This window comes from Thiolapillus sp. (assembly GCF_048562965.1).
Classification (GTDB): domain Bacteria; phylum Pseudomonadota; class Gammaproteobacteria; order Chromatiales; family Chromatiaceae; genus Thiolapillus; species Thiolapillus brandeum_A.
In genome coordinates, this window is the sequence record NZ_JBHNMF010001460.1 from 1 (window position 1) to 617 (window position 617).

The window sequence follows — 617 nt, forward strand, 5'->3', positions numbered from 1 at the left end:
GGTAAGCTCTTGTATTCAGGAAGATTACAGGTTTTTATGATCTGTTCTCTCTCCGCTTCACTGAGCTTGTTTGCCGGTATGCGTTGTGCTGCCGCCAACTTGCGTTGATCCTCTGTTTCTCTGGATATGCGCTGCTGGTTTTTCCAACGTCGCAGGGTGCGTGGATCAATGCCCATGATCTGGCAGGCCTTCATCTGACGCGCACCGGCTTCCATGGCTTCATCAACCAGTTTGATCGCCATCTGACGGTTCTCAGAAGAAATCATTCTTCCTCTGCTTCCCCCCAGATGGCATGGCACTTTTTTGATAACACCAGGAGCGCTGCAGTCTCAGCCAGGGCTTTCTCTTTGCGCTTGAGCGCTTTTTCTATCTGACGCTTTTGCTTCTTGGTGCGTTGTAGCTCCCGACGCTCATTCGCCGATAATCTTCCCGTGCCTTCATAACCCGCCAGGGCCAGTTCTTTCCAGCGCATGATTTGTTCTGCATAAAGCCCTTTCTTTCGGCAATATTCAGATAGGGCCTGTTCATTCAGGCTGGCTGTTTCGATCACCACGGCCAGCTTGTCCTGTGCTGACCAGTTTTCAGGGTTGGAGGGATCTGCTGGCACGGCTTTACCT

The 617-nt window shown here is 51.7% G+C and carries 1 protein-coding gene and 1 pseudogene; both read right to left on the minus strand.

What is annotated here, in order from left to right:
- A partial coding sequence (locus tag ACOCD2_RS24930) for a transposase (protein ID WP_293703100.1) occupies positions 1-242 on the minus strand: 242 nt, incomplete at its 3' end.
- A 20-nt stretch (positions 243-262) separates the two neighbouring features.
- Positions 263-617 (minus strand): annotated as a pseudogene (locus ACOCD2_RS24935) (IS3 family transposase); the annotation flags it as partial.